This window comes from Longimicrobium sp., assembly GCF_048594345.1.
Lineage (GTDB): Bacteria > Gemmatimonadota > Gemmatimonadetes > Longimicrobiales > Longimicrobiaceae > Longimicrobium.
The window spans coordinates 17,328-43,086 of record NZ_JBMDXM010000260.1 but is presented as its reverse complement, the minus strand read 5'-3'; the positions used below and the strand labels follow the sequence as shown (position 1 = coordinate 43,086).

The following is a 25,759-nucleotide window of genomic DNA, read 5'->3' as shown; positions in this document are numbered from 1 at the left end:
GGTGTTCGACATGCGGGTTTGGTAAGCGCCGCGCGCGTCGCTTCCCAAAGCCGCTTGATCCCCACTAACCCGGTGTCCTTGCAATCGGGGCAATTCCACTCTGTTCCTCTGGCTGTTCTCTGTTCCTCTGTACCCTGACCTCTGTTTTCAGTAGTCCGACTTGAAGTGAGGTGTTTTGCCGGATTCGGTATGAGACAAGTCTTTTCCATGATCCGAGATCGAATGCACATTGAGCAGCGGATACGGTATCATATCACACGGCGCGGACAACGCTTCGCGCGCCGTCGATCCATCCCTTGCGGATGCGCCGGCTGACCCAAACTCTTCCAGAGCAGGCTGACTGTTTCCTTCCCCACTCGAGGAGATTGCTGATGAAGAAGATTCGGCTGAACGTGGATGCGCTGCGCGTGGAGTCGTTCCGCACGGAGGCCGGAAATGGCGACCCGGCCGGGACGGTGCGCGCGCACGAGAGCGGCAGCGATTGCGGGAGCGACGTGTCGAATTGCATGACCGGATGGGGCGCGTATACCTGCCGCTACTACGGCAGCTGCGATCCGTACATGGAATGCGAACACACCGGCAATCTGCCCACCTGTAACTATGACGTCTGCTGATTACGGCCAAGGGGTCGTAACTCGTGTTCCCCGTTCGCGGAGATGGGTGATGAAGAAGATCAGGCTGAATGTGGATGCGCTGCGCGTGGAGACGTTCCGCACGGCGGACGGCGACGACGCCCCGCGCGGGACGGTGCGCGCGCATACGGGCGCCGATTGCGGAAGCGGCTGGTCGATGTGCATGACGGGATGCGGCGGGTACACCTGCCTCAACTACGGCAGCTGCGATCCGAACATGGAATGCCTGCACACCGGCAACCTCCCCACCTGCGACGCCGCCGGCTGCTGACCGTCGTTGGTCGCCCGCGTCCGTCGAAACAGGACAGCCTGGAGCTAGACACGCTCCAGGCTGTCCGATTTCCGGCATCCTCGCCCGACGGTCAGGCGAACGTCAATACCGAATCCGCACATACACTCCCTATTCCCAACTGCAGGTTCTCACGCAGAGGGAGCAGAGGAAGCAGAGAAAAGCCGCAATCCTTCGGGCAGTTCTCTGCTTCCTCTGCTCCCTCTGCGTGCCAAGTCTTTTTTAGGGATGCGGGATTACCATTACGCCACCTGCCCGCTTGCTACGGGGCGGACTTCGCCGCGGGCGCGGCGCTCCCGGTCTGCGGCGGCGCGGCGGTGCCCGCTTGCGGCTGGGCGCGCGAACTGGAGCGGATGCGGCGCAGCAGGCTGGCCTGCGCGGTGCTGGCGCCCGCCTGCACGCTCCACAGAAAGTCCAGTTTGGTGCTGTTGTCGCCGAACAGCGCGGCGTTGCCCGGATCGACGTCGCCGTAGAAGTGGTATCCGGCGCTGGTCCCCGGCCAGTTGGCCATGCGGTGGCAGCTCATGCAGTTGGACACCACACCCGAGTCGGCGAAGGCCGTCTCCAGGTACGGGTTGAAGGTCACCTGGTTCTGCACCGGCGAGGTGTTGGGCACCGTCATCCAGTACGCCTGCTGCATGGCGAAATGCTTGAACGGCCCCTCCACGCTGGCGGGCTGGTCTTTGGCCAGGGGATCGTTCGCCGGATCGCGGCTCCACCAGAAGGTCTGCCACGTCCAGTTGCCGATCTCCTTGGTGGCCACGTGCATCGCCACCAGCACCCCGAAGTCGCCCACGTTCACGGGCTGCAGCGACTGTGTTCCATTCATCATCACGTCGATGAAGTCGTTGGCGATCTCGGTGTCCAGCGCCTGGTTGCTGTCGGGATTCACGATGTCGTTTACCTCGTCCTGCGTGAGCGCGAACGAGTAGAACTGGTTCAGGCCGATCACCTGGACCGTGTACGTCTGCCCGTACTCCTGCACCTGAATCACCGAATCCGCCGCGGCCTGATTGGTGGGGTCGATGGCCACGAACTGCGTCCAGGTGCTGGGGGTGGGCGTGCTGTCCGTGGTCGTCGCCGTGGGGCCGGCCCAGTACGGCATGATGGTGAGCCCGGTCTGGTTCACGATCCAGTAGACGGGCTTGGTGGCGATCGCGGAGTCGGGGAAGGGGATGATGTTGCGGTCCGCGATGGGCGTGCTGGCCGAGGCGAAGCCCGTGTTAAGCGAGTCAAGCGTGGCCGAGTCCGTGTAATTGTGCGTCCACACGTGCCGCGCCGAAGCGTTGTTGTACTTCACGCCCGCCACCACGCGCTCGTTGCCGGCGCCGCTTCCCGCCTGGAAGATGCCCGGGTGGTGAAACTGTACGGGGGAGTGGAAGCCGCGGTCCAGGGGCCGGCCGCGCGCCGCCAGCACCTGCTTTGCCGACGCGGCGCCGGGGTTGTACACCTCGTAGCGCGACAGCCACGTCTCGTACACGGGGAGCGTGGCGCCGTTGGAGGTCTGGCTGGTCATCGCCGTAAGCCCCGCCCACAGGTTCCAGGCGTGCTGGCGCGCCTGGGCCGAGTCGGCGGTGGAGACCCAGCGCAGGATGGTGGTGCTGTCCACCGGGAAATCCGCGTACGCCAGCGGCTGGGGGATGATGGCGCCCGCGGCGATCGCGGCCTGTTCCGGGCTCTTTGCACCGTCCCCGTCAGTGTCCCCGGAGCAGCCCGCAACCGCAGCGCCGGCGAGGATGACGGACAACAGGATCGGAACGGCGGCTCTGGGGGATCTGTGCATACGTGACCGTGGGGAAAAGGTGAACCCATTGAGGTGCAGGCGAGAGAAGGCCAGATCCACACCAGTTCCCTTCCGATCATTCCCGGTTGGGCAGAGGCAGAAATTATCCGCGGAATAGCTCATGTTTTGTCTCCCGTTCCATCAGGGCGCGAGTGTGGGATCGCGTAGCAAGACTGGCGGGACATGTAACGAAACGGGTCTTGGCGTAACGATAAGTAGCCCCGCCGCGACGCTCGCGGCGGGGCTCTTACGCGCATCCGCGCTTCAGGGAGCCGGCGTGAGGAACCGGTTGCTCATCCATCCCAGCCGGTCGATGGGGAGCACTCGATCCGCGTGGTCCACGGGCGCGTCGATCTGGGCGGCGCGCGGCGGGGTGGCGCCGTCCATCCGCACGAACCACCAGACGCGGCCCGTGCTGTCGGTGCGTTCAGCGATGGCGGTTCCGCGCGCGCCACGGCCGTACTCCGCCATCACGTTGCCGCGATCGTCCCACTCGTACCATTCCGGGTGCTCGCCCGTCCTGGCGTCCTGCACCTGGGGCGAGCCGCGCAGCAGGTAGCGGTCGTTTGCCACGGTAAAGCGGCGGAGCGCCGGGAGGAACTTCGTGGGGATCACCATCTCCGCGCGCCCCAGCACGCCGTGGCGCCGCTCATAGCGCACCGTGTCGCCGGCGCGCACGGGGCGAAAGTACTCGATGGACCACGCCGGATCCGAGCAGCACCCGTAGTGCACCGTGCGGAACGAGACCGGCTGCCCGGCGGCGCCCTTCCAGATGCGCTGCACGGTTCCGTGGTGATCCATCACCTCCACGCCGCGCCCGCCGATGACCTGGTAGAGCTTGATGTGGCTCCCCTCCATCGCCCCGAAGCCGTTCTCGTTGCGCACAAACCAGGCGCCGTCGTAGATCACGTCCGTCACCCCGTCGCCGCTGAAGTCGACGAAGTGAAAGTCCCGCGCACGCTCGCCGTTGGGATCATACCCGTCCTCTGGATCAAACTCCACGATGCTGTCCGCGCGGACGGGGGTGATGCCCAGTTGGCGCAACCGCGCATCGCGGTCCGCCGGCACGTCCGTCTCCCATTCCGCCCAGCGCAGGCTGTCCAGGTTCAGGAACAGCCTGGGATCGGCAAAGTCCGGCGGATCGACATCCTCCGTAGCCGCCGCCGGCTGCCGTGGCGGCCCGGCTGATGCTGTCGCGGCTTCCGCACCGGCGGCGGGCGCCTTTTCCGCGGCGTCGGGACGGGAGCAGGCGGCGAGCAGCAGGACGAGGATGGCGATGGGATGGCGCATGCGGATACAGGCGGGAGGCAGAGGACGATCCCTGCGCACAACATCGGGTGCGCCGATCATCCCGACAAGCATCTTCACCCGTTCACCCGTTCACCCGTTCACCCGTTCACCCGTTCACCCGTTCACCCGTTCACCCGTTCACCCGTTCACCCGTTCACCCGCTCGGCGCGCAACCTGCCGAACCCCCTCCCCCTCGCGCGCGCTGGCCGTTCGCGCGAAATTGGAAGCGCGGCTGCCGAATGCGGCGACCCGCGTGCAATCGACCGAAAGAAGCTGTGGCAGATGACGGATAAACTGGAGATCGTGGACGTAGCGGTGATCGGCGCGGGGCCGTGCGGGATCGCGGGGGGGGTGGCGGCGCGGGAGGCGGGGGTGAGCTGCGCGCTCTTTGACCGCGGCGCCATCACGCAGGCCATGATGGACCATCCCACGTACGTCACCTACTTTAGCGGCCCCGAAAAGCTGGAGATCGCCGACCTGCCGTTCACCACCGCGGGCGACAAGCCCACGCGGCGCGAGGCGCTGCGCTACTATCGCAAGGTGGCCGCGTACTACGCGCTGGACGTGCGGCAGTACGAGGAGGTGACGGCGGTGGAGGGGGGCGAGGGCGACTTCGTGCTGCGCACGCGGACGCGCATGGGCGAGGAAAACGTACAGCGGGCGCGCAGCGTGGTGGTGGCCACCGGCTACTACGACACGCCGCGGCGGCTGGACGCGCCGGGCGCGGACCTGCCCAAGGTGCAGTACTACTTCACCGAGCCGTATCCGTACTGGGACCAGGACGTGATTGTCGTCGGCGGCGGCAACTCGGCGGCGGACGCGGCGCTGCTCTGCTGGCGCGAGGGGGCGCGCGTGACGGTGGTGCACCTGTTCGACCAGCTGGACCGCGGCGTAAAGCCGTGGGTGCGCCCCGACATCGACAACCGCATCGCCGAGGGCGCCATCCCCGCGCTCTGGCGCCACCGCATCGCCGAAATCCGTCCGCGCGAGGTGGTGGTGGAGCACCTGGAGACGGGGGCGCGGCAGACGCTGGCCAACGACTGGGTGCTGGCGATGACGGGCTTCGAACCCGACCCGTCGCCGCTCACCCGCCTGGGTGTGGAGGTGGACCCCGTGACCGCCATCCCCCGCCACGATCCCGCGACGATGGAAACCAACGTTCCCGGCATCTACGTCGCGGGCGTCGTGGTCAGCGGCCACGACGCGAACAAGATCTTCATCGAGAACGGCAAGCTGCACGGCCCGCTGATCGCCGCCAGCGTCGCGGGGAAGGTGAACGGGTGAACGGGTGTGATGGTGTGATGGTGTGATGGTGTGATGGTGTGATGGTGTGATGGTGTGATGGTGTGATGGTGTGATGGATTCGCGTCCCCCAAACCGTTGACTTCCTGAGGGAGCGCACACGCGAAACCCGACCCACGCAGTCACTTGCGCGCGACCGAAGGACCTCGTTTGCCGCCGCGCAGGGCTACGATCGTCGCGTAGACGCCAGTTCCACGGTGCAGCCGGCGAGATCCTTCGGTCGGCGTCGCCGTTCATCGCAGCGGAATGTGCGGTGCGGCGCCTCCCTCACGGAATGACGGGTTTGGGCCGGTCGGAACACCTGCTCATACGGAATCCGGAAAAACAACATCGAAGGTACAGAGGGACCAAGAACAGCCAGAGGAACAGAGGTGATCCTTCCGTCCTCTGTTCCTCTGGCTGTTGTCTGTTCCTCTGTACCCTGGCCTCTGTTTCCCGTAGTGCGAGTTGAGGTGAGGTGTTTTTCCGGATCTGGTATCAGCGGAAAAAAGAGGACCCGGAGGTCACCCTCCGCGTCCTCTCTTCATTCCTCCGCGGCTCCGCGTGAGAATCGTTTCGCGGACTCAGTCGACGGCCACGGTGGCGAGGGTCTGGCCCTTGTCGGTGCCGCGCGAGGCGGCGATGGCGAACACGTGCACCCCGCGGGCACCGCTGCTGCCGCTGGGCACCACGTGGATGTGGTAGAAACCCGGCAGCCGCGCCGCACTCACCTGCGCCACGTGTACGTTGGTGCCGTTGCCCGACGCCATGGGATCGATGCGGAAGTTGGCGGCGGTCAGCCCCGTCACCGGCTCGCCGTTCGGGTCCGTGACCGAGGCGACGATGCGGTTGGTGGGGCGCTCCTCCGGCGCGGTGAGGGTGTCCTCGGCGACGGCTTCGACGTTCAGGCGGGCCATGGTGTCCTCTGGGGGGTCCGGGTTTTCGCCGCGGCGGCGCGGAGGCCAGTCCGGCCGGTCGCGGCAATCTGCGCGGACGTGGCGATCCGGGAGCGGCGGTGTCCGGCGTCCACGGCGTATTCGCACGCCCGCTCGTTCCGTAATATATGATTGTTGGCGGAGAAGGTGAATGGTTGGAGCGTCATCCTTTTGCTGCGGCGCTGCATCCGATCCGTCGCGGCCCCGCCGCCCGGGCGTCGTGCTTGCATCGGCGGCGCCGCGCAGCATCTTTCGGATGCAGCCTGACCTGCCCGACGCCATCAAAGCCCGGAGCGCCCGTGAACACGTGCATCCTGTTTCTCTGCTTTTCCCTGGGCCGACCCGACGCGCCGCGGCCGCCGGACCCGTTCTTTGGCGAGGACAAGTTCAAGCACTTCGTCACCTCGTTCATCGTCACCAGCCTGGCGGCCAGCGGCGCGCGCGCGGCGGGGCTGGACCACGACGGCGCGCTGATCGTGGGCGCGGGGACCGGCGCGGCGGTGGGGATCGCCAAGGAGATCCGCGACCTGGGCCGCGAGGATGCTACCGCGTCGTTCAACGACATCGTGTGGGACCTGGCCGGCGTGGGCGCGGCGGCGGCGGTCGCCTCGCGGTCGCAGTGACGGCATCGGGCGGACGATGACGGCACTCGACGTCCCCGAGGTGCCGGCGCGGCTGGTGTTCGCGGGCGGGGAGTGGAGCGAGGGGCGGGCGCGGGTGATCGAGCGGACCGCGTCGTGGCGGCGCACGTCGGCGCTTGCGCAGCTGGGGTTGTGGCTGCTGGCGCCGGTGGTGTTCTGGATTCCGCCGCACATCCCGTGGGTGCTGCTGGTGCTGGGCGTGGGCGCCATGCGCGCGCTCAACCGCTTTCGCGAGCACCGCACGCTGGTGTCGCTGCGCGGGCCCTGCCCCAAGTGCGGCACCGAGCAGGAGTTTCGCGAGTTGGGCCGGATGAGGAATCCGCATGCCGTCCACTGCTCGAACTGTCGGTGGGAGCTGCGCGTGGATGTGCCCCTTCCCGGCGCGGCGACGTAGGGGCGGGCCAGGCGGGTTCTCCGTCAGGAAGCGATCCCGACCGGCAAACCTCGCGTACGGGCGGGTAAACCCGCTGCTGCGAACGCCATAAGCCCCGCCCTGGGCTCGCGGAGCTCGCCCGGCGGGGCTTCACCCGCTCCTGTCAGCAGGGGTCTGCGCGCGGCGCGGGTGCGGAAGCGTCAACAGGCACCGCGACAGCGGTGCGCACCGCAGGCATTTGCGACGTTTATACCCTCTCCCGCTTGCGGGAGAGGGTGCGAGCATCAGCGAGCGGGTGAGGGCTCCGTGCGCTTGATCCACCGCGCGTAAGGCAAATCCCTACGCCGCCTGCGGCTTTCCACCACGCGCAACCCCTTTCACCGCACCCGCTTCGGCAGTATATTCCCGGCCTTCGGAGGCGGCACCGTACGCGGAGGCAAATCCACCGTGAAGAAGCAGAGCAGGTTCATGGCCGGCGCGCTGGTGCTGGTCGGCGTCGTGGGGTACCTGGCCGTTACCGGCATGAAGGACTCCATGATGTACTACTACACGCCCGACGAGCTGGCCGCCAAGGTCACCGCCGACCCCACCGCGCACGCCCTGGGCGCCAAGGTGGGCGGCCGCGTGGTGCCCGGCACCGTACAGTTTGACCCGCGCACGCTGGACCTGCGCTTCAACGTGGTCGACATCGCCAGCGGCAAGACCAGCTTTCCCGTGCACTACAACGGCCCGCTCCCCGACACCTTCGAGGAAGGGCGTGACGTGGTGGTGGAGGGCAAGCTGACCGAGGCCGGGACCTTCGAGGCCACCACGGTGCTCACCAAGTGCGGCTCTCGCTACGAGGCCGCCGAAGAGGACTTCAAGGCGTGACGCAGATCGGGGAAGTCGCCCTCTGGGTCGCGTTCATCCTGGCCCTGTGGGGCATGGTGCTGGGCTTTGCCGGCGGCCGCCGCGGCCGCGGCGACTGGGTGCTCAGCGCCGAGCGGTCCGTGTACGCCACCTTCGGCCTGCTGATCGTGGCGTCCGGCGCCATCATCGCGGCCTTCGTGGGCAACCAGTACGGCTACAAGTACGTCGCGGGGTACAGCAACCGCGAGCTCTCGCTCTTCTACAAGATCACCGGCCTGTGGGCGGGCCAGACGGGGTCGCTGGTGTTCTGGGCGCTCCTGCTGGCCCTGTTCTCGTCCATCGCGGTCTTCCAGAACCGGCGGCGCAACCGCGAGTTCATGCCGTACGTAAGCGGCACGCTGCTGCTGGTGATCTCGTTCTTTCTGGCGGTCGTTCTCTTTGCGTCCAACCCGTTCCAGCTGATGGACTTTACCCCCGCCGACGGCCGGGGTCTCAATCCGCAGCTGCAGAACTACTGGATGACCATCCACCCGCCCACGCTGTACCTGGGCTTTACCGCGTTCACCATCCCGTTCGCCTTTGCCGTGTCGGCCCTCCTTTCCGGGCGGCTGGACACGCGGTGGATCACCACGACGCGGCGGTGGACGCTGCTCGCGTGGTTCTTCCTCACCAACGGCATCATCTTCGGGATGATGTGGGCGTACGTGGAGCTGGGGTGGGGCGGATACTGGTTCTGGGACCCGGTGGAGAACGCGTCGCTGCTCCCCTGGCTTACCGGGACGGCGTTCCTGCACTCGGTGATGATTCAGGAAAAGCGCGGCATGCTCAAGATGTGGAACGTGCTGCTGATCCTGAGCACCTTTCTGCTGAGCGTCTTCGCCACCTTCCTGACGCGCTCGGGGCTGATCGAGTCGGTGCACTCGTTCGCGCAGAACCTGACCATCTCCTGGATCTTCCTGGGCTTCCTGTCGTTCCTGATCGTCAGCTCGGCGGCGCTGGTGTGGTGGCGGCGAAGCTCGTTCGCGCCGGAAAACCGGCTGGAAAGCGTGATCTCGCGCGAGGCGGCGTTCCTGCTGAACAACCTGGTGTTTGTCGCGGCGATGTTCACGGTGCTGTGGGGGACCATGTTCCCCCTCATCTCCGAGGGCTTTACGGGGCAGAAGATCAGCGTGGGCCCGCCCTTCTTCAACCGCGTGAACATCCCGCTGGGGCTGTTCCTGCTGGGTCTGCTGGGCGTGGGCCCGGTGATCGCGTGGCGCAAGGCGACGGGGCGCAACCTGATCCGCAACTTCTCCGTGCCCGTGGGCGTGGCGCTGGCGGTCGGCGTCATCCTGTGGATCACCGGCGTGCGCAACACCTACGCGCTGCTGACCTTCGTGCTGGGCAGCTTCACCATGACGACGATCGTGGTGGAGTTCTGGAAGGGGACGCGGGCCCGGGCGCGCATCGAGGGCGAGGGCGTGTTCTCCGCCTTCATCCACCTGATGGAGCGCAACCGGCGCCGCTACGGTGGATACGTGGTGCACGCCGGCTTCGTGGTCATCTTCATGGGCTTTGCCGGCAGCGCGTACGACGTGGAGCGGCAGGTGTCGCTGCGCCCCGGCGAGTCGATGGACATCCCGTCCCCCTTCGGACACACGTATCGGTTGACGTACCAGGCCATGTCCGCGTACCCCGCGACCAACATGACCAAGGTGATCGCGTCGATGGACGTGGCGAAGAACGGACGCCGCGTCGACGTGCTTACGGCGGAAAAGCGCGCGTACAAGCAGCGTGAGGAAGTGGCGTCGGAGGTGGGCATTCGCCGCGCGTGGAACGAGGACCTGTACCTGATCCTGGCCGGCATCGACGACGTGAACGGCGTGATCCGCGGCAGCAACCCGCGTCCGCTGGCCACCTTCCGCGTGCTGGTGCAGCCGCTGGTGCCGTGGATCTGGATCGGCGGGCTGATCATGGCGATCGGCACGCTGGTGGCCCTGTGGCCCGGCGCCGAGCCCGCGCGCCCCGTCATGCGGCAGAAAGTTGCCCGCACGCCTAGGGTGGCGGAGCCGGAGCACGAACTGGTGGAGGCGTGAGGATGACGACGATGCGCATCGGACGGGGGCGTCGGCAGCGAATCCAGGAGCGCGGCAATACGCGAATCGAGGATCGCGGAGCCCGCCTCCAGGAGCGAATGAATTCGCCGCTGGAAGGGCGCAAAGTCCGCCTGCGCGGACTCCGGGGCCTCGGGTTCCTTGCCGTCGCGCTGATGTTGGTGGTGGCCGCGCCGCTGGCGGGGCAGGCGACGGAGGACCAGGCGCGAAAGACGGCGGACGCGGCGATCTCGCGCCTGCGGTCGCCGTACTGCCCGGGGCTCATGCTGGAGGTGTGCCCCAGCTCGCCGGCCGAGGCGCTGCGCGATTCCATTCGCGTGATGGCGGCGCAGGGGCGTAGCGCCGAAGCCATCGTGGAGGACGTGCTGGCCCGCCACGGCGAGGAGTGGCGCGCGGTGCCCAAACGCAGCGGCGCGGGGCTGCTGGCGTGGCTCATCCTTCCGCTGGCGCTGGTGGTGGGCGGGCTGGTGCTGTGGGGACGCGTCAAGGTGATGCGCAGCCAGGGCCCCGCTCCCGCCGCGGTGGGCGGGGCGATGAGCGAGGAGGAGCGGACAAGGCTGGCCGCCGCGCTGCGCGAGTTTGAAACGGCGGAGCAGGCGGTATGACGCTGCTGGCGTTTTCGCTGCTGGTGGCGCTGCTGGCGGCCGCATTCGTCGTGCGCCCGCTGGTGGCCCGGCGCGACGCGCTGCTGGTGGACCTGGCGTCCGGCGAGGTGCTGGACGCCGAGGCCCGGCGCCGCGTGTCGCTGGTGGCGCTCAAGGAGCTGGAGTACGACTACCTGGGCGGCAAGCTTGACGACGCCGACTACCGCTCGCAGAAGGAGCGATTGTCCGTGGAGGCGCTGGTGGCCATGCGCGCGGCCGAGGCGGTAGGGATCGAGTCCGGGCGCACGGTGGCGGGGCCGGACCGGCACGCCTGCGGGTTCCTGAACCCGCCGCTCAGCCGCTTTTGCGCGGAGTGCGGGGCGCGGCTGAATTGAGCGCGGCGCCGGTGGTGCTCGCGGAGGCGCCCGCGGTGGAGGCGCTGGGGGTGGAGAAGTGGTACGGCCCGCAGCCGGCGGTGCGGGGGATCGACCTGGCGCTGGCGCGCGGCGAGTTTCTGACGGTCTTCGGGCCCAACGGGGCGGGGAAGAGCACGCTGCTGCGCATGCTGTGCGGCGCCGTTCGCCCCACCCGCGGCACCGTCCGCATCGCCGGCGAAGACGTGGGCGGGGACGAGGAGGGCTGGCGGCGCAAGATCGGCCTTCTCTCCCACCAGACCTTTCTGTACCCCGGGCTGGGCGCGGCGGAGAACCTGGACTTCTACGCCCGCCTGTACGCGCTGCCGGATCGAAAGAACCAGGTGGCGGAGGCGTTGCGCGGCGTGGGCCTGCTGGAGCGCGCGGGCGACAAGGTGCGGACCTTCTCGCGCGGGATGCAGCAGCGCCTGGCGCTCGCCCGCACCCTGCTGCACGAGCCCGAGGTCGTGTTCCTGGATGAGCCCTACACCGGACTGGATCCGCACGCGTCGGCCATGCTGCGCGCGGTGCTGGACCGGCTGAAGGACGGGCGTCGCACGGTGGTGCTGGTGACGCACAACCTGTCGCAGGGGCTGGAGCAGGCGGACCGCGTGGCGGTGCAGGTGGGCGGCCGCTGGGTGAGCGACGAGCGCCGCGGGCAGATCGACGCGGCGCGGTGGGAGCAGGACTACACCGAGCGGGTGGCGGCGGCGGTCTGACGATGCTCCGCTACCTTGCGCAGGCGTGGGCCGTGGCCCGCAAGGACCTGCTGCTGGAGGCGCGCAGCCGCGAGCGCTTCGTTTCCATGGCCACATTCGCCATGCTGGTGGCCGTGGTGTTCAGCTTTGCGCTGGACCCCACGGTGCGCGCGCAGGAGATCGCGGGCGCCATGCTGTGGGTGACGGTGCTGTTCGCGGGAACGCTGGGGCTGGGCCGCAGCTTCGCGCTGGAGCGCGAGGCGGACGCGCTTACGGGCGTGCTGGTGTCGCCGGTGCCGCGCGGGGCGCTGTTTCTGGGCAAGTTTCTGGCGAACCTGCTGGTGGTTCTGGCGGTGGAGGCGGTGATCTTTCCCGTGTACGCGCTGTTCTTCGGGCTGCGGTTCGCGGGGGCGCTGGGCGGACTGGCGCTGGTGGTGGTGCTGGCGACGGTGGGCTTCATGGCGCTGGGAACGCTGCTGAGCGCCATGACGGCGCACACGCGCCACGGCGAGTCGCTGCTCCCCATCCTGCTGCTGCCGTTGATGATCCCGGTGGTGATCTTTGCCGCCAGCGCCACGCAGTTGCTGCTGGCCGGCCGCCCGCTGGCGGAGATCGGCGGCAATCTGCGGGTGCTGCTGGCGTTCGACCTGGTGTTCGTCTTCGTCTGCACCTCCATCTTCGGGTTTGCGGTAGAGGAGTAGGGTCGGCGGCGGATCGGGCGATCGGGCCGGACGAGCGGCGTTGCGAGGCGGAGGCGACGAGTTCGCAGGTCGGCGAGCCGGGCGGATGCGTTCAGCGCGGCATCGCGCGAGGACGAAGGAGTTCGGCGCGGGCGTCCGCACGAAACCGACGAGATGGGTGCGGCGCCCGTGTGAGGAAAAGGGTGCGGCGCCCATGTGAGGCCGATGAGTTCGGTGCGGCGTCCGCCTCCAGGAGCGAATGAATTCGCCGCTGGAAATGCGCAAAGTCCGCCTGCGCGGACTGCAGCCGAAACCACGGCGCGTTTCGACGGGCCCTGTCGTGGCCGCGCGGGAATGCGCGACCGGTGGTTGTGACGTTTATACCCTCTCCCGCTTGCGGGAGAGGGTGCGCGCCCACGCGTGGGGGGGAGGCCCCCCAGGGTCGCTCCGCAGCCTGAGGGATGTAGATCGAGATGAACGGCATCAACAACAACGTTCCGGCGGACACCGGGCCGCTGCAGGGGCTGCGCCGCTGGTCGGTGGGGCTGGGCCTGCTGGCGGCGGCCACGCTGGTCGCGAGCTTCTGGATGATCTTCTTCTACGCGCCCACCGAGCGTGAGATGGGGATCGTGCAGCGCATCTTTTACGTGCACGTGCCATCGGCGCTGGTGGCGTACCTGGCCTTTGGTATCGTGGCGCTGTGCTCGCTTGGCTACCTGTGGCTGCGTGACGAGCGCCTGGACACCGTCGCCGTCTGCGCGGCGGAGCTCGGCGTGATCTTCGCCACCATCGTGCTGCTGACGGGGCCGCTGTGGGGCAAGATCGCCTGGGGCGCATGGTGGGTGTGGGACGCGCGCACCTCGCTCACGCTGCTGCTGTGGTTCATCTACGTGGGATACTTCATCCTGCGCAGCGCCACGGAAAGCCCGGAGCGGGGCAAGCGCTTCGCCGCCATCCTGGGCGTCGTGGGCGCGGCGGACATCCCGCTCATCCACATGAGCGTGCAGTGGTTCCGCACCCAGCATCCCAAGCCGGTGGTGCTCAAGCCCGAAGGCCCCACCGCCGCGCCCGAGATGGTGCAGACGCTGCTGGTGAGCATGCTTGGATTTACGCTGCTCTTCTTTTCGCTGCTGCTGGCCCGCATGGTCGTGGAGAAGCTGAGCCGGCGCCTGGATGCCGCCAGGGTCGCCGCCACCCTGCGCCCCGGCACGCCCCTTACCCAGGGAGTTTCCGTCTGATGCGCCCGATCCGGATCGTTCTGCTCGCGCTGTTCGCCCTGCTGGCCGCCCCAGCCGTGGGTCCGTCGCTCATCGCGCAGGCTCCCGCCGCCACGGAGAGCGCCGCACCCACCGCCGCGCCGCCCGCCGCCGGCGCGCCGCAGCCGGGCTCCGCGCTGTCCAGCTACACGCCGCAGCGCACGATGCGGGCGTACACGCACGTGTTCGTGGCGTTCGCGCTCGCGTGGGTGCTCCTGTTTGGCTACGTGGTGTTCATCGGCCGCAAGTTCCGCCGGGTCGAGGAGCAGGTGGACGCGCTGGCCCGGTCCTGACCGCCGACGCGATCGCCAGGACGAAAGAGCCGCCCCGGAATCGCTTCGGGGCGGCTCTTTTCACTCAAAGGCTGGTGCGAGACCGTTCACAACCGTTGGCGTACCGGGCGAGGCGCCGCTGCGCAAACTGCTTTCAAGCAAAGGGTTGGCGCCGACCGACGGGTGTTGTCTGCCTGACTGATACCGATTTTCATGATTCGACGTGCACTCCGAGTTCTACTGCCGGGCTCACGCGGAGACGCGGAGGGCGCGGAGACGCGGAGAAAATCACGCTTCTCCGCGCCTCCGCGTACTCCGCGCCTCCGCGTGAGGTGTAGTTGTAAAGGCCAGAACGCACAGCGAACTAGCATAAACGGTATGACTTGAACAGCTCCTGGGGGCTGAACCTCGCGCGACCCGACAAAGATCCTTCGGTCGCGCGCAAGCTTCTGTGGGTATGATGTTTACAGGCGTGCGCTCCCTCAGGATGATACCGCACGTCCAGGAAGCAGGGTGCGGTTTGGCAACACTCTCATCCTCGGGCTCAGTGGCGATTCCTTCTCGGGCTGGTGGTCAGGCGGATTGGTAAAGCCGCACCGAGCAGGGCGTTTGATGCCGGCGGCAGTCCGTTACGGCGGCGCCTGTCACCCCGGCGATGATCCGCACGTTCTCCGACCAACCCGCCTACGACGACACATCGCACACCGATCTTCCATGCGCATCCGCTCGCTCCTGTTCAGCGCACTCGCTGCCCTGCTCGCCGGCTGCATCCCGACCGGCGCCTGCACCCTCATCGGCTGCTTCGACGGGTTGTCGGTGGAGTTCAGCCGCCCGCCCGCGGGGCCTTTCCGCATCGAAGCCACCGTCGCCAACGGCACTGCGGTGCAGCCCATCGAGTGCACGGATGCATCCAGCTGCGATCTGACCTTCCGCGACCTGATCGCCGAGCAGGTCACGCTGCGCCTGACCACGGCGGAGGGGACGCTGACGCAGAGCTTTCAGCCGCGGTACGAGGATCTGTATCCCAACGGGCGCCGCTGCGGTCCCTCGTGCCGGCAGGCGACGGTGACCTTTCAGCTCCCCGGCTGAGCCGCGCCACGAAGACCGTTGACGTGTTCATCGCCCACCTGCCGGCGGGCTACCTGGCCACGCGGCTGATCATCGACCGTCCTTCCCCTCCGGAGCTGCTGCGGGGCAGGCTGCTGGCGCTGGGGATGATCGCCAGCGTGGTGCCAGACCTGGACCTGCTCTGGTTCTACTTTGTCAGCGACCGCCAGCAGGTGCACCACGCCTACCTTCCCCATCTGCCGCTCGCCTGGATTCCCGTGTTTGCCGCGGCCGTGCTGGTGCTGTGGATCCGGCGCGCCGGCCGGCCAGCGTGGCTGGGGATGTGGGTCGTTGCCGCCAACATCCTGCTGCACCAGGTGATGGACACCACCGCGGGCGGCATTCGCTGGCTCTGGCCGTTCTCCCGCGCCGAGTTCGTGATGTCGCACGTGGAGGCGCGGTATCAGCCGTGGTATCTAAACTTCGTCCTGCACTGGACCTTCGTTCTGGAGGTCGCCATTCTCGTTGCCGCCCTCTGGTACGCGCGGCGGCGAAGCGTGGCCCGGCGCTGATTTTTACGTCCCCAGAGCAGCGTCGGGATCATCAAACTTGACAGCAGCTGTCCGCAAGTTTACAGTGGGCGCACAGCGTTGGCGCGCGTAAGGGGCCTCCGCATCACATAATCCGCCAAGCACAAACCTGTGTGGATCAGCCGCCTGCGCGCGAGCGTGGGCAGGGTTTTCGTTGCCTCTTGACGAAGTGGGGTACTGTGTACTACAATGAAGAGCAACGCGAGGTAGTTTTGCTGGAGTTCGTATACCTGGGCCTGTTCGAGCGTACCCGCAAGGGAGTGCTTACGGATGCCGAGATGAAGCAGGTGGAGGATGAACTCCTCGCAAACCCGCGGGCGGGCGCGGTCATGGTGAACACGGGCGGCGTGCGAAAGATTCGCGCGGCGCAGGAGCAACGCGGTAAAAGCGGAAGCGCGCGTGTGGCGTACCTGTACGTCGAGGAGCAGGCCACGGTCTACTTTATTGTCGCGTTTCCCAAGAACGTGCAGGGCAACCTGACCGACGCGCAGAAAAAGCAGGTGCGGGGCGTAGTGGAGCAGATCAGGGACGAGGACTGGCCGCGCAGAGTGACCAGCGGCGCGTAACAACCCGGGAGCTGAACATGGCTGGCAAGAACGACGACGCGATTCAGGTAACCGATCAGAACTTCGGCGACCTGCTCATCGAGGGGCTGCACGAGGCGCTTGAGGTGCGCCGCGGCAACGCGCAGCCGGCCCGGCGCGTCCGGCGCCTGAGCGCGCGCGACGCCGTGGTGCAGCCGCCGCGCAGCTACGAGGGCGCGGGGGTTCAGCGCGTTCGCGAGCGGCTGGGCCTGTCGCAGAGCGTGTTTGCGCAGGTGCTGAACGCCAGCGCCGAGACGGTCAAGGCGTGGGAGCAGGGCAAGCGCCAGCCCGACGGCATGGCGCTCACCCTGCTGGAGGTGGCCGAGAACCACCCCGAAGCGCTGATGAGCCGCGTGCAGACGCGGCCGGAGGGCGCGCGCCGCCGCGGAGCCGGCGAGGGCAGGTAGGGCCGCGGATGCCCATCCCGTTCCACGAGAGCCGTCCCGGTACGCCAGGGCGGCTCTTTCGCGAGGGAACACGGTAGCGCGAGCGCAGGCTTGCCGGTGCGGCGGCGGGCGCGTTAGCGTCGGGAACGTAATGCTGTTCCATTCACCCATCCCTCGAGCCCACCAGCCTGCATTCATGCCCATTCTCCGCTTTTCACGGATCGCCGCGCTGTCGCTGGCGGGCGCCATGGCCGCCGCGGCGGATTCAGCGGCGCAGGCCCTCGTCAATCCGGGGTTCGAGCAGGGCGCGCCCGCGCTGGCCGGGTGGACCTTCGTCCCCGCTGAACGGTACGCGGCCACGCTGGATTCGGCCGATGCGCACGGGGGGCGCTGGTCCGCGCGCGTGGCGGGGCAGGGCGGCGGCGGGCCCGGCGAACTGGGCAGCCTGCTGCAGCGGCTGGACGCGGCGCCCCTGCGCGGCAAGCGGGTGCGCTTTCAGGCGTGGGTGCGGACGGAGCTGGCGCCGGGGGCAAATCGTGCCGGGCTCTGGATGCGCGTGGACCGCCCGAACGGGGTTCCAGGCTTCTTCGGCAGCATGGGGGAGCGGCCGATCGTGGGCCGCACCGGGTGGCGCCGGTACGAGATTGCGGGGAACGTGGCGGCCGATGCGCAGGCCGTGGAGCTGGGGCTGCTGCTGGCGGGGGAGGGTCAGGCGTGGCTGGACGAGGCGTCGCTGGAGGTGCTGGGCGACGTGCCCCCGCCCGAAGAGGCGCGGCCGCTTTCTCCGCGCGGGGAGGAGAACCTGGTGGCGTTCGGGCGGCTGCTGGGCTACGTGCGATACTTTCATCCCAGCGACGCGTCGGCGGCGACGGACTGGAACGCGTTCGCCTGGGCGGGGGTGCGGGCGGTGGAACGGGCGCCGGACGCGGCGCGGCTGGCGGCGGTGCTGGACTCGCTCTTTCGCCCGCTCGCCCCGTCGATCTCGATCCGCGCGGGAGAGCCCGGCGCGGCGGCCGCCGCGGCCACGCCCCCGGCCGGCGATTCGGTGCGCGTGGTCTGGTGGCGCCACTACGGCGTCGGCTTGAGCGGGGGCACGCAAGGGCTTTACCGAAGCGCGCGTGCCTCCATCCCCATGGGCGGGGCGCTGCCGGACTCGGTGCCCAACCCCGCGGAGCCGCTGCGGGTGCGGCTGGGCGGCGGGGTGAGCGCCGTCATCCCCACAGCCCTGTACGCGGATGCGGGCGGCACGCTTCCCCGCGCCGCCGGGTCGCCCGCCATTCCCATCGCGCCCGGGACGGGGGACGACCGCGCCACCCGGCTGGCGAACGTGCTGGTCGCGTGGAACGTGTTTCAGCACTTCTATCCCTACTTTGACGTGGTCGACGCGGACTGGCCGGCCGAGCTGCCGCGCGCGCTTCGCTCCGCGGCGACGGACGCGGGCGAGTGCGCGTTCCTGACCACCCTGCGCCGCCTGGTGGCCGCGCTGGACGATGGTCACGGGCACGTGGCGCACGGCTGCGAAGGCCAGCGGCGCACGCCCGCCGTGGTCGTGGAGGCCGTGGAGGGGCGCCCGACGGTGGTGGCGGCGGGCGCGGAGGTGCAGGGCGTGCGCCCGGGTGACGTGGTGCTGCGCGTGGACGGCCACTCCGCCGATTCGCTGGTCGCGGCGCGCGGCGAGCTGATTTCCGCGGCCACGGCGGGCTGGCGCGCCTACCGGGCGCACGCGCAACTGCTGACGGGCCATGAGCCGGAGGTGCGCGTGACGGTGCAGCACGTGGACGGCGACACGGCTACCGTGGTGCTCCCCCGGCCCGTGCCGCCGCGGCCGGTGGACGAAGGAAAGCCGGAGCCGGTGGCGGAGGTGCGCCCCGGCATCTGGTACGTCGACCTGGACCGCGTGACGCCCGCGCAGTTCCAGGCGGCGCTGCCCAGCCTGGAGCGCGCGTCGGGGCTGGTTTTCGACATGCGCGGCTATCCGGACGGGCTGAACGCCATCCAGTTCTTTGCGCACCTGATTCGCGAGCCGGGGGCCAGTGCACAGTGGCAGATTCCCGTGGTGACGCGGCCGGACAACCCGGGCCAGCGCTACCACGCTTCGGGGCGGTGGGAACTGCGGCCGGGGGCGCGGTACCTGGCCGCGCCGCGCGTGTTCATCACCGACGGCCGCGCCATCAGCTACGCCGAGTCGGTGATGGGGATTGTCGAGGCGTACCGGCTGGGCGAGATCGTGGGCGAACCCACGGCGGGCACCAACGGCAACGTAAACCCCATGGAGCTGCCCGGCGGCTACTCGCTGCGGTGGACCGGAATGCGGGTGCTGAAGCACGACGGCTCGCGGCACCACGGCGTCGGCATTCTGCCCACGGTTCCCGCCCGGCGCACGCGCGCGGGGGTGGCCGCCGGCCGCGACGAGCTGCTGGAAAAGGCCATCGAGGTGGTGACGCGGGCGCCGGCGCGGTAGCGGGAGCCGGGGAGGCTGCGAAGCGTGATCCACGGCGGGATCTCGCTCTTCCGGAGGGAACGATGCCGATCAGCTTTACGCTGGACGCTGCAAAGCGGCGGGTGCACTTCATCATCGAAGGCACGTTCACGCTGCAGGACATCATCGACAACCTGACGTCCGTGCTGGCGCTGCCGGAGTTCGGGCCGGGCTTTCAGGTGCTGTCGGACCACCGGGGCGTAGAGCGTCCCGCGACCGTGCACGACGTGGAAGACATGCTGGCCTTCATGCGTGCGTCGCGCGAGCGTTTTCTGAACATGCGCTGGGCGATCGTCACCCATCGGCCGGCGTCGTACGCGATGATGGGGATGCTGGCCACGCTGGCCGACCTGCGCGTGCAGATGGAGGTGCGCGTCTTTACGCACATCGCGCAGGCCGAGCAGTGGCTGGATGAGGCCTGACGCCGTCGCGCCGCCATCGCCCCGCCGCGCACACACGTCCGCGCCGGGGGCGGACGTGGCGGATCGGTCGCGGCCCTTGCTCTGCGCGACGACATCCACCTTCCCGGATCCCCGCGCGCGAGCCACGCATGAATCCGCCTTCACCCTCCCACCGCCAGTCGGGCCGCAGGTTCGCCGGCGTGGTGCTGGGGATTGGCCTGGGCGGGTTTTGCGGACGGGATCGCACTGCACCAGATCGCGCAGTGGCACTGGGCAAGGAGGGGCTGCGCCGCTCGTTCGGCGTGGATAGGCAGTTGCTGCAGGCCCCGCCTGCATTGCGCTGAGAAGCATTCATTGGGATCATCGGGCAATGTGGAACGAGGACGTTAGGGAGTAGAGCAGAACGCATGAGCCAGCGCTGCGGATTACGGAATCTTGGTGATCAAGAGCGGATGTATGCTTGTTCGGTTGGAATCCGGTCGCGTAGTTGACGATCTTGAACCTAATGAGGTTGTTCCATAGGTCGTTCTCTAGTAGATTCGCCGCTATCGTGTGATTCACATTTTACCCCCGTCGTATCCACATGTCACTCAAATTTCTAGACGTGCAGTGGGGCCCTGATGAAGCAAAAGGTGATCGTCATCTCCCCGATTATTTCGTTCCGATTCCTGAGTATCACGGAATCATTGCAGGACAATATCGGTACGTCATCGGTAGAAAAGGCACCGGAAAAACTGCAATTTGCGAGAGAATCCGTCTCTATGCAGAACAGAATGCACTGTGCTTCACCTCATCTCTTTCGCTGAGAAACTTTCCTCTTCCTCTCGTCAGGGCGTTGCGCGACCGGAGTTTGGCGGACAAATCGCAGTTTGTGCCGGTCTGGAAGTTCTTAATACTTGTCGAAATGGCTAAACTTATCACTAAAGACAATGGTGCTCGTACTGATGAGGCAGTTAAAGATATCCAGGAATTTCTTTCGACGAACTTTCCTCGCCATGGGCTGGGCTTTGCCGAAACACTGAAGACCTTGGAGAAGACGAACTCCAAGATCCGCCTTCTGGCAAAGTGGCTCCGAATTGAAGGCGGAAATGAGAAGGGGAGCGAGAGGACGACCACTGTTGACTACCAAGTGGCAACTGAGTTGCTTCTGGAGAAAATTCGGGAGGTTAATACCCCCTCGACTTATTTCATTTTTATGGATGAACTAGATGAGGGCTATCAGGCAGGTGACGAGAGTCTACGCTTACTGCTGCTGGCGTTGATTCGAGCGACTGAAGATGTGTTCTTAGACCTCACTGAAACGAAGCTGAGCTTCCGCCCAGTACTCGTGCTCCGGTCGGATATTTTTGACCGCCTTGAGGATAATGATCTCAACAAGCTGGACGATCATACAGTCCGGTTGAAATGGCATGCCAACGCGACGGCAGGATACAGCCTTCGTCGAATCGTTGATGCGCGGATCCGTGCGTCCGTTCGTGATGTGAATGATCGACGTCCTTGGTCGTCTATCGCGGTCGACGATGATTCGGACCTGCCAGAAGGCGTTGAGAATCTCTGGCGTTATATCACCACCCGAACGTTGGAACGTCCTCGGGATCTCATTAAATTTTTAAAATTCTGCGCAAAAGAGCAGCCTTCTGGACGCCTCACATTCGCACAGGTTAAAGAGGCTGAACATCGATACTCCGAATGGCTGTACAACGAACTCCGAGATGAAATTCATAGCCATCTTCCCGTTTGGAGAGAGGCTTTGCAATGCATCACGCGCGTAGGGCGGGGTGTCATCACCATTGCGGAGTTGAAGGAGCAATTCGAGAAGGAGAACACGATCAGGAAGTGGCTGGCCAACGGTGGCTTTGACCATGAGGACATCATGCGCGCCTTGTTTGATTTCGGGATCATCGGAAACCTCGATGACGGCGGGCGGTGGCTGTTCAAATACAAGGACGATGATCTTGTGTGGAACGCGAATATGAAGGTGATTGTCCATTACGGCTTCCACCGCAAGCTGCGCATCATGCCTGGAGGTAAGACGCACAAACGTAAGCGTCGTCGCCGCTTTGGCTCACCCCAGAACGGTCCTGTGCGTAACGGTCCTGCGGGTAGCGGAACGGACGTTGCCTCGTAGATTGCCCTTGTTCGGCGGGGCGAGGGGACAGGGCGCCCCGCGGCTGTACCGTAACCCTGAGGGAGGTGGAGGATGCCGTTCACGCTGCCGGAATTGCCGTACGCGTACGATGCGCTGGAGCCGCACATCGATGCCCGCACGATGGAGATCCATCACGGCAAGCACCACAAGACCTACGTAGACAACCTGAACGCCGCGCTGGAGAAGCACCCCGACTTCAACGCCGGCGACGACATCGAGGCGCTGATGCGCCGCTTTGACGAGGTGCCCGAGGCCATCAAGACCGCCGTGCGCAACAACGGCGGCGGCCACGCCAATCACAGCCTGTTCTGGCAGGTGATGGGCCCCGGCGGCGGCGGCGCGCCCACCGGTGTGATCGCCGACGAGATCAACAGCACCTTTGGGGGCTGGGACGCGCTCAAGCAGAAGCTGGTGGACACCGGCAAGGGCCGCTTTGGCAGCGGATGGAGCTGGCTGGTGGACGAGGGCGGCAAGCTGGTGGTGACGGACTCGCCCAACCAGGACAGCCCGCTGATGAACGGCCAGACCCCGCTGCTGGGCATCGACGTGTGGGAGCACGCGTACTACCTGAACTACCAGAACCGGCGCCCGGACTACCTGGAAGCCTGGTTCAACACGGTCAACTGGGACTTCGTCAACAAGCGCCTGGAGCAGGCCCGCGGCCACTCCTGATCGCGCTCGGATGATCCCGATCGTCTGACTGCTGCCGCCCCGCCGGACCTCGTCCGGCGGGGCGGATTGCGTCGGGCGCCGCCGGGATCGGCAAGCCTAACTCGTCGATTGCCGGCGGATTCACGATGTCGCTTGATCGTCCTGCATGCCGATCATCGACGTCCGCAGGGCCAGGCGGGTGATGGTGATGAAGCGGAGGAGGGGGGTGGGGCACTCCGGCGTAGAGAACCCGCTCTTCTACTACCCGCGCACGCGGATGCGCTCCGGGGGTGCGAAGAACGTGCTGGAAGAATTGATCCGACGGGTTTGGTAGGCGAGGTAGCGGAGCCACGGACACCAGGCGACGGCGGTGGGGGGAGTACCCGGCGCGGTGCTCGCTTCCAGATACAGCAAGGGCGGTCCCGGCGAACCGCCCTTGCTTCCGTCTGTTATCGCGGCGCCAGAACCGCCTCGCCGCGGCCGGCAATCAGCTCGGGACGAAGTCCGAGGTGAACGCCTCGGCCATGCCGACGACCACCTTGCGCTCGCCCGTGAACGGGGAGCGGGAGTGCGCCATGAGCATGTTGTCCAGCAGCAGCACGTCGCCCTTTTCCCACGGAAAGACCAGCGCCTCGGCGGCGTACGCGTCGCGGATGGCGTCGAATGCCTCGGGGTCGATGGGCGAGCCGTCGCCGTAGTAGGTGTTGCGCGGAAGGTTCTCTTCGCCGTCCTCCATCAGCATCTCCACCACCTCGGGGTCCTGGCTGCTGACGTGGAAAAGGTGCGCCTGGTTCATCCACACCTTTTCGCCGGTTACCGGGTGGGTGGCCACGCCCTGGCACACCTGGCGGGTGCGCAGGTGGTCTTCGTCGATCCACTCGGCCTCGATCCCCGACTCACGGCAGAACTCGTCCACCTCTTCTCGCGTGTCCACCTGAAAGACGTTCTGCCAGGGCAGGTCCAGCCACGGGGTGTAGTTGCGCACGTACATCACGCCCAGGCGCTCGAAGCGCTCGCGGATCTGGGCCGGGATGCGCTCGTAGACGCGGCGGCTGTCGGCGATGGGGGTTTCGCCCTGGGTGGCGGCGACGATCAGCGAAAGAAAGCCGATCTTCATGGGCCACGAGCGGGTGTACGACATCTCCGTGTGAAACGGGATCTGCTGGTCGGCCGGGTACTCGGTGGAGGTGTAGACGTTGCCCTTGACCTTGGTGCGCGGCGACGAGCGGTAGTTGTAGGGCAGCAGCTCGCCCGACGCCGACTGCATGAAGCGCTGGAACTCGTCCACGTCGTCCACGCCAAAGCCGCGAAACAGGATGGCACCGGCTTCGTGCAGCGCGGATTCCAGCCAGGGACGGTTTTCGCCGGCCCAGTCGGCCAGCACCAGCCCGGGCTGGGCGGCGTACACCACCACGGGCGCGGCGGGAAAGCCGTCCAGGCGGCCGGTGCGCACACGGTGGTCGTGCGACGGCGTGGTGCCGGGCTCGGCGGCTTCAGTCACAATGCTCATCTTGATACTCCAGGGTGTTTGGCCGGTCCCGCACTCGCGGGGCCGATGGCGATTTTCCGTCCGGACGGCGGCGGACGTGTGCGCCGCGGCGGGAGAAACGATGGTCTCCGTCCGGGGCGCGAGGGCGGCGGACCGGTTCGGGTCGCCATCGGCGTTCCCGTCCCGGCCGCGCGTCAGGGAAACGAGTGCGTCAGCCCAGGAACCGCGCCCGCACCTCGGGCGGCGGAATCATGCAGGCGTCCAGCTTTCCGAAGATGCGGTAGCGGTTCCTTGCCACCAGGTCGTAGAACACGTCGGCCACCACGCGGGGGACGAGGGCCAGCGGCCAGAGCAGCGGCCAGGGTGCGTCCATTCGCCGGGCAATGCGCAGCGCGGCGGCCGACTTGCGCCACGCGCGGCCGCCTTCGACCAGGACGATGCTGTCCAGCGTCTCGGTGGAAAGCCCGAACGCGTGCAGCAGCGCCCGGCCCGGGTCCGACTGCAGGGCGGCAAAGCGAAAGCGGCCGCGCCGGTCGTTGCGCAGGATGAGCTGCACCGAGCGGTCGCACAGCCCGCACACGCCATCGTACAGCACGATCGGACCGTCCACGTCCAGCGCGGCGCGCGGCGGGACGGCCCGTGGCGCGGCGGACATCACCCCGCCGCCGCGACGGCCACGGCGCCGCGCGGAACCAGCGCCAGCTCGGGCTCCAGCGTCAGCGACCGCAGGTGCCGGTGAAAGGCCTGGGTGCCGGCCTCGTCGGTGATGTCGAACGTCTGCACGGGCGCGCCGGGTGTGTTCTCGTAGACGACGCAGTGCGTTACGTATCGGCCGCCGTCAAAGCGGTACCAGCGAAACACCATTCCCGTGGCCGGTTCCGTCCAGTCCCAGCGGAAGTAGTACCGGCGGATGGCGTCCCGCACCCAGGCGATGCGGCAGGCGCCGAACTCGATCATGATGCGGCCGGGGATGGAGCCCCGCAGTGGGCGCAGCTCGCCGCCGGGAACCACCACGTTGATCCGTGGCTTGTGCGTCGAATACATGCCCCAGCCGGCCAGCTTCCACGGACTCACCCGGAGGTGGCGGGCAAGCGCGGCGTGTACCGGCGGCCACACCAGGCACAGCCCCACGACCACCACGGCCACCACAGGGTCGTTCAGCGCGCCCAGGAACGCCTGCCCCTCGAACGGGACAAGGAATGCCGCCGCCACCAGCAGGTTGGTGATCATGAAGTTGGTTTCTTTGCTGGACAGCCCCACCGGCAGGGCCACGGTCAACAGCAGCAGCACGCTCCAGATCGTCCCGTTCACGGCGAACGCCAGGATCGGAGGCACGGTTTCGCCCACCAGCACCATCACCGCCATCCACCTGTAGACCGACTGGGCCGCTGGATCGATAGGGCCGTAGTCGCCTTCGATCTTCGGCGCCTGCCGGATCGGCGACGTCCACGTGCCGAGCCGCCATCCCTCGCTGCGCATCGTCAGGTAGAAATAGGTGCCGTTCAGATACTCACGCTGGTACGCCTTCTGGTACGCGGCGTACGCCCACATCGACACGGCCATGACTTGCAGCACCGCCGCGAGCGCGACGGGCGTTTCGTGCAATTGCAGACACACCACCGCAAGGTACAGCTCCAGGAAGGTGTGGTTTCCCGGCAGTAGCACGCGTTCGGAGATGATGGCGGAACTGCGCAGCACGATGGCCACGAGCAGCGCGGCGTCCAGCCCGATCTGGCGCACCACCAGCATGGCGGCACCGAACGCGAGGGCGTAGGCGAAGTCGGTTTCGATGGATCGGGTGGCGCTCGCGATGCGGCCGGGCCGGTCGAAGCCGTAGGCACGACGCAGCACATCGGCAAGGATCTTGGCGGCGAGACCGGTGGCCGCCCACGTGGCGAGGTGTTCCATCACTGG

At 67.3% G+C, this 25,759-nt stretch carries 28 protein-coding genes; 22 read left to right on the top strand and 6 right to left on the bottom strand.

The annotated features are described in order from the left end of the window. Window positions 1-371: 371 nt before the first annotated feature. A complete protein-coding gene (locus ACOJUJ_RS27735) occupies window positions 372-614 on the top strand; it encodes a hypothetical protein (protein ID WP_420130184.1) in 243 nt (80 codons plus the stop codon). A 49-nt stretch (window positions 615-663) separates the two neighbouring features. Continuing rightward, window positions 664-903 (top strand): hypothetical protein, encoded by a 240-nt coding sequence (locus ACOJUJ_RS27730; RefSeq protein WP_420130183.1) that lies wholly within the window; start codon window positions 664-666, stop codon window positions 901-903. Between the two features lie 280 nt (window positions 904-1,183). Here the strand turns inward: ACOJUJ_RS27730 and ACOJUJ_RS27725 are convergent, their stop codons facing one another. After that, window positions 1,184-2,668, bottom strand: coding sequence for a hypothetical protein (locus ACOJUJ_RS27725; RefSeq protein ID WP_420130182.1), 1,485 nt, complete (start codon window positions 2,666-2,668; stop codon window positions 1,184-1,186). Window positions 2,669-2,968: 300 nt separating this feature from the next. Then, window positions 2,969-3,994, bottom strand: coding sequence for a hypothetical protein (locus ACOJUJ_RS27720; protein WP_420130181.1), 1,026 nt, complete (start codon window positions 3,992-3,994; stop codon window positions 2,969-2,971). A 282-nt stretch (window positions 3,995-4,276) separates the two neighbouring features. Here ACOJUJ_RS27720 and ACOJUJ_RS27715 point away from each other — a divergent pair, with 282 nt between their 5' ends. Continuing rightward, window positions 4,277-5,278 (top strand): YpdA family putative bacillithiol disulfide reductase, encoded by a 1,002-nt coding sequence (locus tag ACOJUJ_RS27715; RefSeq protein ID WP_420130180.1) that lies wholly within the window; start codon window positions 4,277-4,279, stop codon window positions 5,276-5,278. Window positions 5,279-5,859: 581 nt separating this feature from the next. On the opposite strand, the gene ACOJUJ_RS27710 is transcribed toward ACOJUJ_RS27715, so the two are convergent. Next, on the bottom strand, window positions 5,860-6,192 hold the full coding sequence (locus ACOJUJ_RS27710) for a hypothetical protein (protein ID WP_420130179.1): 333 nt from the start codon (window positions 6,190-6,192) through the stop codon (window positions 5,860-5,862). A gap of 317 nt (window positions 6,193-6,509) precedes the next feature. Between ACOJUJ_RS27710 and ACOJUJ_RS27705 the strand changes: the two genes are divergently transcribed. The 19 genes from ACOJUJ_RS27705 to ACOJUJ_RS27615 all read left to right on the top strand — a co-directional run bounded on the left by ACOJUJ_RS27705 (window position 6,510) and on the right by ACOJUJ_RS27615 (window position 22,690). Next, window positions 6,510-6,833: a hypothetical protein gene (locus tag ACOJUJ_RS27705; RefSeq protein ID WP_420130178.1), complete on the top strand. Its 324-nt coding sequence runs from the start codon at window positions 6,510-6,512 to the stop codon at window positions 6,831-6,833. Between the two features lie 16 nt (window positions 6,834-6,849). Then, window positions 6,850-7,245: a hypothetical protein gene (locus ACOJUJ_RS27700; protein WP_420130177.1), complete on the top strand. Its 396-nt coding sequence runs from the start codon at window positions 6,850-6,852 to the stop codon at window positions 7,243-7,245. A 426-nt stretch (window positions 7,246-7,671) separates the two neighbouring features. Beyond that, window positions 7,672-8,094, top strand: coding sequence for a cytochrome c maturation protein CcmE (locus ACOJUJ_RS27695; RefSeq protein ID WP_420130176.1), 423 nt, complete (start codon window positions 7,672-7,674; stop codon window positions 8,092-8,094). Then, on the top strand, window positions 8,091-10,148 hold the full coding sequence (locus ACOJUJ_RS27690; protein WP_420130175.1) for a heme lyase CcmF/NrfE family subunit: 2,058 nt from the start codon (window positions 8,091-8,093) through the stop codon (window positions 10,146-10,148). Before ACOJUJ_RS27695 ends, ACOJUJ_RS27690 begins: the two co-directional genes overlap by 4 nt. Window positions 10,149-10,246: 98 nt before the next feature. Further along, window positions 10,247-10,771, top strand: coding sequence for a cytochrome c-type biogenesis protein CcmH (locus ACOJUJ_RS27685; protein ID WP_420130174.1), 525 nt, complete (start codon window positions 10,247-10,249; stop codon window positions 10,769-10,771). After that, window positions 10,768-11,145, top strand: coding sequence for a hypothetical protein (locus ACOJUJ_RS27680; RefSeq protein ID WP_420130173.1), 378 nt, complete (start codon window positions 10,768-10,770; stop codon window positions 11,143-11,145). The genes ACOJUJ_RS27685 and ACOJUJ_RS27680 overlap by 4 nt, the downstream gene beginning before the upstream one ends. Further along, on the top strand, window positions 11,142-11,882 hold the full coding sequence (gene ccmA / locus ACOJUJ_RS27675) for a heme ABC exporter ATP-binding protein CcmA (RefSeq protein WP_420130172.1): 741 nt from the start codon (window positions 11,142-11,144) through the stop codon (window positions 11,880-11,882). The genes ACOJUJ_RS27680 and ccmA overlap by 4 nt, the downstream gene beginning before the upstream one ends. Window positions 11,883-11,884: 2 nt before the next feature. Beyond that, complete coding sequence (locus ACOJUJ_RS27670) at window positions 11,885-12,562, top strand: heme exporter protein CcmB (RefSeq protein WP_420130171.1); 678 nt, start codon at window positions 11,885-11,887, stop codon at window positions 12,560-12,562. A gap of 452 nt (window positions 12,563-13,014) precedes the next feature. Continuing rightward, window positions 13,015-13,779, top strand: a complete 765-nt coding sequence (ccsA, locus tag ACOJUJ_RS27665; protein ID WP_420130170.1) for a cytochrome c biogenesis protein CcsA — start codon at window positions 13,015-13,017, stop codon at window positions 13,777-13,779. Then, window positions 13,779-14,090: a CcmD family protein gene (locus tag ACOJUJ_RS27660; RefSeq protein ID WP_420130169.1), complete on the top strand. Its 312-nt coding sequence runs from the start codon at window positions 13,779-13,781 to the stop codon at window positions 14,088-14,090. Before ccsA ends, ACOJUJ_RS27660 begins: the two co-directional genes overlap by 1 nt. Before the next feature lie 693 nt (window positions 14,091-14,783). Beyond that, window positions 14,784-15,158, top strand: a complete 375-nt coding sequence (locus ACOJUJ_RS27655) for a hypothetical protein (protein ID WP_420130168.1) — start codon at window positions 14,784-14,786, stop codon at window positions 15,156-15,158. A gap of 23 nt (window positions 15,159-15,181) precedes the next feature. Beyond that, the gene (locus tag ACOJUJ_RS27650) at window positions 15,182-15,688 is read left to right on the top strand and encodes a metal-dependent hydrolase (protein ID WP_420130167.1); all 507 of its coding nucleotides are present in this window, start codon (window positions 15,182-15,184) and stop codon (window positions 15,686-15,688) included. A gap of 230 nt (window positions 15,689-15,918) precedes the next feature. Beyond that, window positions 15,919-16,272 (top strand): type II toxin-antitoxin system RelE/ParE family toxin, encoded by a 354-nt coding sequence (locus tag ACOJUJ_RS27645; protein WP_420130166.1) that lies wholly within the window; start codon window positions 15,919-15,921, stop codon window positions 16,270-16,272. A gap of 17 nt (window positions 16,273-16,289) precedes the next feature. Continuing rightward, window positions 16,290-16,697: a helix-turn-helix domain-containing protein gene (locus ACOJUJ_RS27640; protein WP_420130165.1), complete on the top strand. Its 408-nt coding sequence runs from the start codon at window positions 16,290-16,292 to the stop codon at window positions 16,695-16,697. 175 nt (window positions 16,698-16,872) lie between these two features. Then, a complete protein-coding gene (locus ACOJUJ_RS27635; protein ID WP_420130164.1) occupies window positions 16,873-19,137 on the top strand; it encodes a S41 family peptidase in 2,265 nt (754 codons plus the stop codon). A gap of 62 nt (window positions 19,138-19,199) precedes the next feature. Then, window positions 19,200-19,577: an STAS/SEC14 domain-containing protein gene (locus ACOJUJ_RS27630; RefSeq protein ID WP_420130163.1), complete on the top strand. Its 378-nt coding sequence runs from the start codon at window positions 19,200-19,202 to the stop codon at window positions 19,575-19,577. A gap of 562 nt (window positions 19,578-20,139) precedes the next feature. Further along, a complete protein-coding gene (locus tag ACOJUJ_RS27625; protein WP_420130162.1) occupies window positions 20,140-21,684 on the top strand; it encodes a P-loop ATPase, Sll1717 family in 1,545 nt (514 codons plus the stop codon). A 72-nt stretch (window positions 21,685-21,756) separates the two neighbouring features. After that, on the top strand, window positions 21,757-22,377 hold the full coding sequence (locus tag ACOJUJ_RS27620; protein WP_420130161.1) for a superoxide dismutase: 621 nt from the start codon (window positions 21,757-21,759) through the stop codon (window positions 22,375-22,377). A gap of 145 nt (window positions 22,378-22,522) precedes the next feature. After that, the gene (locus ACOJUJ_RS27615; RefSeq protein ID WP_420130160.1) at window positions 22,523-22,690 is read left to right on the top strand and encodes an NAD(P)(+) transhydrogenase (Re/Si-specific) subunit beta; all 168 of its coding nucleotides are present in this window, start codon (window positions 22,523-22,525) and stop codon (window positions 22,688-22,690) included. Between the two features lie 153 nt (window positions 22,691-22,843). Here ACOJUJ_RS27615 and ACOJUJ_RS27610 read toward each other — a convergent pair whose 3' ends face one another. From ACOJUJ_RS27610 to ACOJUJ_RS27600, 3 genes are all read right to left on the bottom strand, one after another. Further along, a complete protein-coding gene (locus tag ACOJUJ_RS27610; protein WP_420130159.1) occupies window positions 22,844-23,866 on the bottom strand; it encodes a TauD/TfdA family dioxygenase in 1,023 nt (340 codons plus the stop codon). Between the two features lie 190 nt (window positions 23,867-24,056). Continuing rightward, on the bottom strand, window positions 24,057-24,500 hold the full coding sequence (locus ACOJUJ_RS27605) for a thiol-disulfide oxidoreductase DCC family protein (RefSeq protein ID WP_420130158.1): 444 nt from the start codon (window positions 24,498-24,500) through the stop codon (window positions 24,057-24,059). After that, window positions 24,500-25,753, bottom strand: a complete 1,254-nt coding sequence (locus ACOJUJ_RS27600) for a hypothetical protein (protein ID WP_420130157.1) — start codon at window positions 25,751-25,753, stop codon at window positions 24,500-24,502. The genes ACOJUJ_RS27605 and ACOJUJ_RS27600 overlap by 1 nt, the downstream gene beginning before the upstream one ends. Window positions 25,754-25,759 lie beyond the last annotated feature (6 nt).

Coding starts and splice junctions, on each gene's coding strand:
- ACOJUJ_RS27735 (WP_420130184.1), top strand. CDS start 372: ATGAAGAAGATTCGGCTGAACGTGGATGCGCTGCGCGTGGAGTCGTTC.
- ACOJUJ_RS27730 (WP_420130183.1), top strand. CDS start 664: ATGAAGAAGATCAGGCTGAATGTGGATGCGCTGCGCGTGGAGACGTTC.
- ACOJUJ_RS27720 (WP_420130181.1), bottom strand. CDS start 3,994: ATGCGCCATCCCATCGCCATCCTCGTCCTGCTGCTCGCCGCCTGCTCC.
- ACOJUJ_RS27715 (WP_420130180.1), top strand. CDS start 4,277: ATGACGGATAAACTGGAGATCGTGGACGTAGCGGTGATCGGCGCGGGG.
- ACOJUJ_RS27710 (WP_420130179.1), bottom strand. CDS start 6,192: ATGGCCCGCCTGAACGTCGAAGCCGTCGCCGAGGACACCCTCACCGCG.
- ACOJUJ_RS27700 (WP_420130177.1), top strand. CDS start 6,850: ATGACGGCACTCGACGTCCCCGAGGTGCCGGCGCGGCTGGTGTTCGCG.
- ACOJUJ_RS27685 (WP_420130174.1), top strand. CDS start 10,247: ATGAATTCGCCGCTGGAAGGGCGCAAAGTCCGCCTGCGCGGACTCCGG.
- ACOJUJ_RS27680 (WP_420130173.1), top strand. CDS start 10,768: ATGACGCTGCTGGCGTTTTCGCTGCTGGTGGCGCTGCTGGCGGCCGCA.
- ACOJUJ_RS27670 (WP_420130171.1), top strand. CDS start 11,885: ATGCTCCGCTACCTTGCGCAGGCGTGGGCCGTGGCCCGCAAGGACCTG.
- ccsA (WP_420130170.1), top strand. CDS start 13,015: ATGAACGGCATCAACAACAACGTTCCGGCGGACACCGGGCCGCTGCAG.
- ACOJUJ_RS27660 (WP_420130169.1), top strand. CDS start 13,779: ATGCGCCCGATCCGGATCGTTCTGCTCGCGCTGTTCGCCCTGCTGGCC.
- ACOJUJ_RS27655 (WP_420130168.1), top strand. CDS start 14,784: ATGCGCATCCGCTCGCTCCTGTTCAGCGCACTCGCTGCCCTGCTCGCC.
- ACOJUJ_RS27640 (WP_420130165.1), top strand. CDS start 16,290: ATGGCTGGCAAGAACGACGACGCGATTCAGGTAACCGATCAGAACTTC.
- ACOJUJ_RS27635 (WP_420130164.1), top strand. CDS start 16,873: ATGCCCATTCTCCGCTTTTCACGGATCGCCGCGCTGTCGCTGGCGGGC.
- ACOJUJ_RS27630 (WP_420130163.1), top strand. CDS start 19,200: ATGCCGATCAGCTTTACGCTGGACGCTGCAAAGCGGCGGGTGCACTTC.
- ACOJUJ_RS27625 (WP_420130162.1), top strand. CDS start 20,140: ATGTCACTCAAATTTCTAGACGTGCAGTGGGGCCCTGATGAAGCAAAA.
- ACOJUJ_RS27620 (WP_420130161.1), top strand. CDS start 21,757: ATGCCGTTCACGCTGCCGGAATTGCCGTACGCGTACGATGCGCTGGAG.
- ACOJUJ_RS27615 (WP_420130160.1), top strand. CDS start 22,523: ATGCCGATCATCGACGTCCGCAGGGCCAGGCGGGTGATGGTGATGAAG.
- ACOJUJ_RS27610 (WP_420130159.1), bottom strand. CDS start 23,866: ATGAGCATTGTGACTGAAGCCGCCGAGCCCGGCACCACGCCGTCGCAC.
- ACOJUJ_RS27605 (WP_420130158.1), bottom strand. CDS start 24,500: ATGTCCGCCGCGCCACGGGCCGTCCCGCCGCGCGCCGCGCTGGACGTG.
- ACOJUJ_RS27600 (WP_420130157.1), bottom strand. CDS start 25,753: ATGGAACACCTCGCCACGTGGGCGGCCACCGGTCTCGCCGCCAAGATC.